Source organism: uncultured Meiothermus sp. (assembly GCF_937863175.1).
Classification (GTDB): Bacteria; Deinococcota; Deinococci; order Deinococcales; family Thermaceae; genus Meiothermus.
Window position 1 is genome coordinate 1 of sequence record NZ_CALMCQ010000036.1, and the last position, 8,006, is coordinate 8,006.

At 60.0% G+C, this 8,006-nt stretch carries 8 protein-coding genes; 4 read left to right on the top strand and 4 right to left on the bottom strand.

The window, feature by feature from the left end; translation table 11 throughout:
* Positions 1-214: 214 nt before the first annotated feature.
* The gene (locus tag Q0288_RS01420) at positions 215-1,366 is read right to left on the bottom strand and encodes a deoxyguanosinetriphosphate triphosphohydrolase (RefSeq protein WP_299426029.1); all 1,152 of its coding nucleotides are present in this window, start codon (positions 1,364-1,366) and stop codon (positions 215-217) included.
* 472 nt (positions 1,367-1,838) lie between these two features.
* Between Q0288_RS01420 and Q0288_RS01425 the strand changes: the two genes are divergently transcribed.
* Together Q0288_RS01425 and Q0288_RS01430 are read left to right on the top strand one after the other, a co-directional pair.
* The gene (locus tag Q0288_RS01425; RefSeq protein WP_299426032.1) at positions 1,839-2,681 is read left to right on the top strand and encodes a nucleotide-binding protein; all 843 of its coding nucleotides are present in this window, start codon (positions 1,839-1,841) and stop codon (positions 2,679-2,681) included.
* Between the two features lie 408 nt (positions 2,682-3,089).
* Positions 3,090-3,401, top strand: a complete 312-nt coding sequence (locus tag Q0288_RS01430; RefSeq protein WP_299426035.1) for a hypothetical protein — start codon at positions 3,090-3,092, stop codon at positions 3,399-3,401.
* 153 nt (positions 3,402-3,554) lie between these two features.
* Here Q0288_RS01430 and Q0288_RS01435 read toward each other — a convergent pair whose 3' ends face one another.
* Positions 3,555-4,742 carry a cysteine desulfurase-like protein gene (locus tag Q0288_RS01435; RefSeq protein WP_299426038.1) on the bottom strand — a complete coding sequence of 396 codons (1,188 nt, stop codon included), beginning with the start codon at positions 4,740-4,742 and terminating at the stop codon, positions 3,555-3,557.
* 144 nt (positions 4,743-4,886) lie between these two features.
* A complete protein-coding gene (gene fabF, locus Q0288_RS01440; RefSeq protein WP_299426041.1) occupies positions 4,887-6,116 on the bottom strand; it encodes a beta-ketoacyl-ACP synthase II in 1,230 nt (409 codons plus the stop codon).
* Between the two features lie 119 nt (positions 6,117-6,235).
* Between fabF and Q0288_RS01445 the strand changes: the two genes are divergently transcribed.
* On the top strand, positions 6,236-6,973 hold the full coding sequence (locus Q0288_RS01445) for a YebC/PmpR family DNA-binding transcriptional regulator (protein ID WP_299426045.1): 738 nt from the start codon (positions 6,236-6,238) through the stop codon (positions 6,971-6,973).
* A gap of 61 nt (positions 6,974-7,034) precedes the next feature.
* Here Q0288_RS01445 and Q0288_RS01450 read toward each other — a convergent pair whose 3' ends face one another.
* Positions 7,035-7,247 (bottom strand): hypothetical protein, encoded by a 213-nt coding sequence (locus Q0288_RS01450; protein WP_299426048.1) that lies wholly within the window; start codon positions 7,245-7,247, stop codon positions 7,035-7,037.
* Between the two features lie 142 nt (positions 7,248-7,389).
* Here Q0288_RS01450 and cysE point away from each other — a divergent pair, with 142 nt between their 5' ends.
* The gene (cysE, locus tag Q0288_RS01455) at positions 7,390-7,926 is read left to right on the top strand and encodes a serine O-acetyltransferase (protein WP_299426051.1); all 537 of its coding nucleotides are present in this window, start codon (positions 7,390-7,392) and stop codon (positions 7,924-7,926) included.
* Positions 7,927-8,006: the final 80 nt, after the last annotated feature.

The following is an 8,006-nucleotide window of genomic DNA, read 5'->3' on the forward strand; positions in this document are numbered from 1 at the left end:
GCTGTGGCCCTGAACAGGGCCACGTGGGGATCTACTATACCCCACAGCAAAAGACAGAGGGTTTTGTAGCTCCCACACCCCCTTTTCTATAAAGGGGGAGTCGAAGTTCGAGCGTTCAGGGTCGGGGCTAAAGCAAGGGGCTAGAGAAGAGGTTTCTGACCGTCTTTTCGCCCGCAGCCTTCCACCCTTGACCTCTGGCGCCTGACCGATGGACTCAGCGGTGGAACTCCGGCTCAAAGAGGCGGGCGTACTCGTCGAGGGCAAAGCGGTCGGTCATGCCCGCGATATAGTCGCAGGCCGCCCGGTGGATGCCCGCCGCCTCGGCGGCTTTTTGTACCTGAGGGGGCAGGATCTGGGGGTCGCGGGTGTAGGCTTCGAAGAGTTTTTCCAGCACCAGGCGCGACTTGCCCACCTGCCGCACCACATAGTAGTGGCGGTAGAGGCTGGCGTACAAAAACTCTCTCAACTCGTTTAGCTGCCGGGTCAGTGAACCGGAGTACACGGCCAGAGGAGCCGGGTGGCTTCGAACGGCCTCGAGGCTTCCGATCCGGTGTTTTTCCAGAAGCTGGTGGGTGGCGGTGATGGTATCGGTAATGATCAGCCCCAGCAACTCGCGGATGAAGATCCGGCGGCCCATCTCGTCGAAGTTGTCGGGCCGCAGGCCCAACCCTCCCAGCAAGTCCCGCAGTAGCTCTACTTCCCACAGTTGGCCCGCCACCAGCAGCCCTGCGCGCAGGCCGTCGTCGAGGTCGTGGGCGTTGTAGGCAATTTCGTCGGCCAGGTTGACGATCTGGGCCTCGAGGCTGGGGCGCAGGTGGGGCTCGTAGCCCTCGGCGTCGGGCAGGTCGTAGCGGGTCTCGTGTTTGACGATGCCCTCGCGGGTCTCCCAGCACAGATTAAGACCGCGGAAGCCGGGGTAACGCTGCTCGAGGTAGGTCACGATGCGCATGGACTGTTTGTTGTGATCGAAGCCGCCATGCCCCTGCATCAGGTTGTCCAGCACGGCCTCGCCCGAATGCCCAAACGGGGGGTGGCCCAGGTCGTGGGCAAAGGCGATGGTCTCGGCGAGTTCCTGGTTCAGCCCCAGCGCCCGGACGATGGAACGGGCCACCTGGGCTACCTCGAGGGTGTGGGTCAGGCGGGTGCGGTAGTAGTCGCCCTCGTAGTTCACAAAGACCTGGGTCTTGTACTGCAACCGCCGGAAAGCGGTGGTGTGGTTAACCCGGTCGCGGTCTTTCTGAAAAGGGGTGCGGAAGCGCGACTCGGCCTCGAGGTGTTGGCGGCCCCGGCTCTGACCCGACTTTACCGCATAGGGAGCCAGGTTCTGGGCCTCCTGGGCCTCGAGGTGGGCGCGTTCAAACAACATAGATTAATTATCCCCGTCCCTTCGACTGCCCCCTTCGACAGGCTCAGGGCAGGCTCCTTCGACGGGCTCAGGGCAAGACTCAGGACAAGCTTCGGTCACTCCGTCACCCCGTCCATAACCCAGTCTACGCTTGGGCCAGTGGTCGTGACAAACCGAGCGGCGCTGTGAACTGCGGAATACTGCGGTGTGATAACCATGCGCAGCGCTTCCCTACTGCTTTTCGGGCTGACCATACTTCTCGCCGCCTTGCCATGAAGGCCAACGGAATCTAAAATGACAAAAACGCTCGAGGTTCCTGTTCGGGGGCTTGTTGCGTAAAGGACATTGTGAACCTTGTTGAGGAAGGGGGTGTTTTGGGCGAGTACCGTTTCTGGTTATTGGGTGAATTCAACAGGTCATACAACATCCCAGTATGGGGTGTTTTTCTGGGGAGTGTCACTTAATCACTAGTTAGATTCTCCCGAGTACATCAATGCCTCAATACACGGTAACTGACGAGGAAGCGCAAATCATCCGCGAGTTGGAGGAGTTTCGCAGTGCCATCAAGCATTGGTCCAACCCATCTGGAACAGATGACCGCGAGCAACTTCGTTCACTAATCAACCGTAAAATGGAAGATGTTGCGGAAGTTGTCCGACTGGCCGGGTGCCGACAGACAAGCACGATTTCACCGCCTCCAGCCATTGGAGGCTACGTGATGCCCAACGTTGATCCTTTTGCACACATTTTTGAGGAATTTTGGGGCATCAGCTTGAACAGCAAGGTCTTCGATATGTTGGATCAGACCATCGGTGTCATTGAATCTGGCAAATTTCAAAATCGAAAAGAACGTCTCCAGAAGGCTAAAGGTTCAATGGGGCCAATTTCGGGAAAAAAAGTCTTTCTAGTTCACGGCCACGACGAGAGCGCGCGAGAAGGCGTCGCGAGATTCCTCGAGAAATTGGGCCTCGATGCGATCATCTTGCACGAGCAGCCAAACGCTGGGCGAACAATCATTGAAAAGGTTGAAAAATTTGCTGAGGTCGCGTTCGCCGTCGTTCTTCTTACCCCGGATGATGTAGGAGGCACCGCAGTCAACCCTCAAGAGTTAAGTCCAAGAGCACGCCAGAACGTAATTCTGGAACTCGGGTACTTCCTCGGGAAACTCGGGCGCACTCACGTCGCGGCACTATTGAAAGGAGACGTTGAAAAGCCCTCAGACTATGACGGTGTTGTCTACATTGTTTTGGATGGTCGCGGTGCTTGGAAGCTGCACCTTGCTCGCGAACTCAAGACTGCAGGTCTCGATATCGACCTCAACGATGCAATTTTATAAAAACGAATCTAACAAACGCTTCGAGAGGCACGCTCAGCCAGCAAGTGTCGCTTGCTGTCTCTGCGCCCTTCAAGCTAAACGTTAGGCCGTTTCGATGTGTCCTGTCTCCATCAAAGGCGTACTTTTCCTGCTCTCTGACGAAGGGGTGCTACTTCAAAACGATCGTAATGAACGGGAATTGCCAGGTGGGCGAATAGAAGCGCACGGGCCGCTTGAGGTCTGGCTCGAGCGCATCGTCTTTGCAGAATTACGACTCCCATAATCGTTCAATTGTCGCATCCTGGGGTGTTGCCGGATGGGGGGCTGGGTTATGAGCCAAAAGCTGACCATCCCTACGAAGCCGGGCTAGACCCGTCTGCTCGGCAAGCCCTCATGTAACTTGGCGGGCCTCGAGGTATCAAGGTCTGGATGTCTCGAGTCTTATTCTTCACGCTGATTCTGGGCCTGGTGCTTACGGCTTGTGCGCCCGGCCAGACCGGCAGTGTGCGCCGGTTCGATCTGATTATTCAAAACCAGTGTTCTGGCCCCAACCTGACGGTATTTTTTCACATCAACGGCGAGTTTGTAGGAACCGTGCGGGGCTCGAGGCTCTTTCCGGGCCTGCGCGAGGGCCGCTACGAGCTTCGCGCCGAGGGCACCCAGCCCGGCCAGCCGGGATTCCTGCGCTTTAGCCGCTCTCTGGTGCTGGACAGAGATACCGTCTGGACGCTGTGCCCGTAAGAACCGCCACTTCAGAAATCTGCGGCTGAAACAGCCAGAAGGTCGCTCCGGTGGGCGCGGCTTTGGCCGATGCAACGGGCCAGTCCTCGAACCCTGGCCCGGCCCGGTGCTTCCTGTGCAATTACGGCCGTCCCGACCCACCGCAGGTCTCTATCAGTCGCTGCCTTGCAGCCCCGCCATCAGCCTGTCCAGGTCGGTCTGGGTGGTGTAGTGGGCGATGGAGGCCCGGATGGCCCCGTCGGGCCAGAGGCCCAGGGCTTGCATGGGCAGGGTGGCATAGTAGTGTCCAGCCGCAACCCCCACCCCGACTTTGGCCAGCCGCGCGGCCACCGCGAGCGGTGCTTGTTCCTGGAGGTTGAAGCAGAAGGTTCCCACCCGGCCCCTGGGGGTGGGCATACCGTAGAGTTGCAGGCCAGGGACATTTTGCAGGCGCTCGAGGGTCTGGGCCACCAGCGGTTCTTCGATGGCCTGGATGCGCCGGTAGGCCTCGAGCAAGCCTTCGCGCCCTGGTTTCCCGCCGCCCAGCACGTTGCGCAGATAGCCCAGCGTTCCCAGCCAACCGGCCAGGCCTTCGTGGTTGAGGGTGCCGGGTTCGAACTTGAGCAGGCTATCCTCGGGGATGAACCACAGTTTGTCGGTGGGTAGCCGGGCCATCAGTTCCTCGTGCACGTACAGGAAAGCCATGTGGGGGCCGAATACCTTGTAGGCCGAGAAAAAGGCCATATCTACCCCGCTGGCCTGCACATCGGGCAGGTGATGGGGGCTGTAATGCACCAGATCGGTAATGCACCAGGCTCCCGCCGCGTGGGCAATGGCGGCTGCCGCTGCTACATCGGGGGTGGTGCCCAGCGAGTTGGCCGCCGAGGTGATGGCGACCAGGCGGGTTTTGGGCGAGACCAGAGCCCTGAGGTCGGCGGGTTCCAGCCTGCCGCCCTCGTCCCAGCGGGCCTTCCAGACCCTGACCCGTACCCCAACCCCTTCCAGGTTGCGCCAGGGAGAGGCGTTGGCCTCGTGCTCGAGTTCAGAAATCACCACCTCGTCGCCCTCGCTAAAGAGCCGCGAAAAGGCCCTCGAGAGAATGAAGGCAAGCGCGGTAGAACTCGGCCCAATCGCCACTTCGCTGGGCTTGCAGTTGAAAAATTCCGCAGTCTGTTTTCGGGCCTCTTCGCGCACTCCGGTAGCGGCTATCGAGCCGGGATAGGGCATGCCCACGTTGCAGCTCGAGGTCGCCAGAAACCGCGCAATGCCCTCAATGCACTGTCCGGGAACCTGGGCTCCGGCGGCATTATCGAGAAAACTAAAACCTCCCGCCAGGGCTGGAAACTGGGTCTGGATAGACATGTCCCGATTCTACGCCCTCCCGCAGGCTTCTCTCGGCAGTCGCCGATAGGGGATGGCCCGCAAAGAGCTACCTCAGACCCAGCAATTCCAAAGGGCCGACCCCTACCTTTGCACCCGGTCTAACCCCCAGGTTCGGTAGAGGGTTCAAACCCGCTTGAACAGCAGGGTGGCGTTCATACCCCCAAAGGCGAAGGAGTTCGAAAGGGCGTAATCCACCTGTTTTTCTTTGGGGGTATTGGGCACGTAGTCGAGGTCAAGTTCGGGGTCGGGGTCGTCGAGGTTGATGGTGGGAGGTAATACCCCCGAGGTCAGGGCCTGGATGCTGGCAATGGCTTCGATGGCGCCGGCGGCCCCCAGCAAATGCCCGATCATGCTCTTGGTGGACGATACCGAGAGCCGGTAAGCGTCTTCGCCAAAGACTTTTTTGATGGCCAGGGTCTCGGCCTTGTCGCCCACTGGGGTCGAGGTGCCGTGGGCATTGATGTAGCCCACCAGTCCGGGGTTGATTTTGGCGTCCTTGAGGGCGGCCTGCATGGCCAGGGCCGCGCCCATGCCTTCGGGGTGGGGTTCGGTGATGTGGTGGGCGTCGGCACTGCGACCAAAGCCCACCAGCTCGGCATAAATTTTGGCTCCTCTGGCTTTTGCCCGCTGGTACTCTTCCAGCACCAGCACCGCCGAGCCTTCCGAGAGCACAAAACCATCGCGGCTCCTGGTAAAGGGGCGGCTGGCCTTTTCGGGTTCGTCGTTGCGGGTCGAGAGGGCCCGCATCACCCCAAAGCTGCCAATGGACATCTCGGTCACGACCGCCTCGGTTCCTCCGGTCAGCATCAGGTCGGCCTCGCCCAGTTGAATCACCCTGAAAGCATTGCCAATGGCATCCGAACCCGTTGCACAGGCCGTCACCACGGTGGAGGATGGCCCCATGAAGCCGTATTTCATGGCCAGCTGGCCGGAGGCCATGTTGGCAATCATCATCGGGATGAAGAAAGGGGAGAGGCGGGTGCCCCCCTTCTCAAACAGCACCTTGCTCTGTTCCTGCCAGGTGATCATGCCCCCGATGCCCGTCCCGATCAGCGTTCCTATGCGGGTGCGGTCTTCCTTATCGAGCTCCAGTCCCGAGTCCTGCAGGGCTAGATGAGCAGCCACCAGGGCCAGCTGGGTGAAGCGATCCAGGCGGCGCAACTCGCGCTTTTCGATGTGCTCCTCGAAGTTGACATCCACCTCGCCGGCAATCTGGACGGGGTAGGTGGAAGCATCAAACTGGGTAATTCGCCGGATGCCAGACCGGCCAAGGAGCTGTGCGGTATGGAAGGCTTCGGCCCCAGTGCCGTTGGGGGCTACCGGGCCAAGGCCAGTGATTACGACACGACGCATGAGGGTTATTATAGAGCACTCTTCCTAAAGACCGAACCCTGTCGGCGTGATAATTGTGTCCAGTACAGAACGGTGGCCCGAGATATGCGCTCATCTCGTATACTGGAGGGTGGTGATGTATGGCTGGTCATAGCAAATGGGCACAAATCAAGCGGAAAAAAGCCGCTAACGACCTCAAAAAAGGCAAGGTGGTGAGTAAATACCTGCGCCTGATCGCGGCCTCGGCCAGGGCCGGGGGGAGTGCAGACCCGGCCGCCAATGTCAACCTGCGCAACCTGATTGAAGCCGCCAAAAACGCAGATGTTCCCAGCGATAACATCGAGCGCCTCTTGAAGCGTCTGGCCGGAGGTGATGACGAGGGCAGCCAGTACGAAGAGGTGGTCTACGAGGGGTATGCGCCGGGGGGGGTGGCGATGATCGTGAACGCCCTCTCGGACAACCGCAACCGCACTGCCTCGGAGGTGCGCCACATTTTTTCCAAACACGGCGGCAGCCTGGGAGCTACCGGGGCGGTCTCGTGGCAGTTTGACCGCCGGGGCTATGTCTGGATTGAACCCAATTCCGATGCCGCCCAGGAGGCTGCCATCGAGGCGGGGGCGCTGGACTTACAAGAAAGCGAGGAGGGCCTGGAAATCTATACCGACCCCCACGAAGTCTACAGCGTCGCCAGCGCCCTCAAAGCCAGAGGCTTCAAGCCCGAGGACACCGAAATTACCATGGTGCCGCAAAACACCATGCGCCTGAGCCAGGAAGAGGCCGAGAAGGTGCTGCGCATGGTGGAGGCACTCGAAGAACTCGACGATGTGCAAAACGTGTACACCAACCTGAACCTCGAGAACATCTCGGTTGAGGCCTGAGCATGCCCCAACCCGTTGTGGTGGTGGACTATGACCCCACCTGGCCCGAAGTCTTTGGGCTTCAGGCTCTGGTCTGGGGAGTTGTGCAGGATAGGGCAAGAGCGAACGGATTCTGGCCTTGCTGGCCAAAACAGGTTTTGAGGCCGATCGCCTGGCCTCCATTCGAGGCCAGAACCGGGCCAAAAAATAGCGCAGAAATTTGCAAGGCAGACTCCCTGCCGCCAGACATGGCAGGGATTTTCTCGAGGTTTTCCCGATCACGCTTGCCGAGCACCCTCCAAGGTGCCAATAGGCTATGGGCTCACAGCCAAACCGGAAAGGGGTTCGTTAGTCTAAACCAGTGGATCGGGAAGGACACCTTGCCATGGCGGGGCGGTTCACAATGGTAGGGATGGGATCTGCCTATGGTGCGCATAATGGATCGTTTTAAGGAGGATATACAGGCCATACTGGACAGAGACCCCGCCGCCAGGGGGGTTCTCGAGGCGGTGTTGTTCAGCCCAGGGATGCATGCGTTGTGGATGCACCGGCTTAACCACAAGCTCTGGAACACCGGCTTGAAACTGCTGGCCCGCATCCTGGCCCACCTCACGCGCCTGTTCACCGGGGTCGAGATTCACCCCGGAGCCCGAATTGGCCGCCGGGTGGTCATTGACCACGGCATGGGCATCGTGATTGGCGAGACCGCCGAGGTGGGCGACGACGTGATGATGTACCACGGCGTAACCCTGGGCGGTACCGGCTTCACCCGCGAAAAACGCCATCCCACCATCGGCAACAGGGTGCTGCTGGGAGCCCATGCCCTGGTGTTGGGGCCAGTCCCGGTGGGGGATGACGCCAGGGTTGGGGCGGGTGCCGTGGTCACCAAGCCGGTGCCACCGGGCGCTACGGCTATCGGCAACCCGGCCCAGATTACCTTGCCCAAATCCGAACTCGAGGCGGTCGAAGCCTGAGGCGGTATCAGTAAACAGCACGGAGGATCGGTGACCGAAAACTTCTTTGGGGAGGTGGTTCGACTGCCCTGGAAGGATGG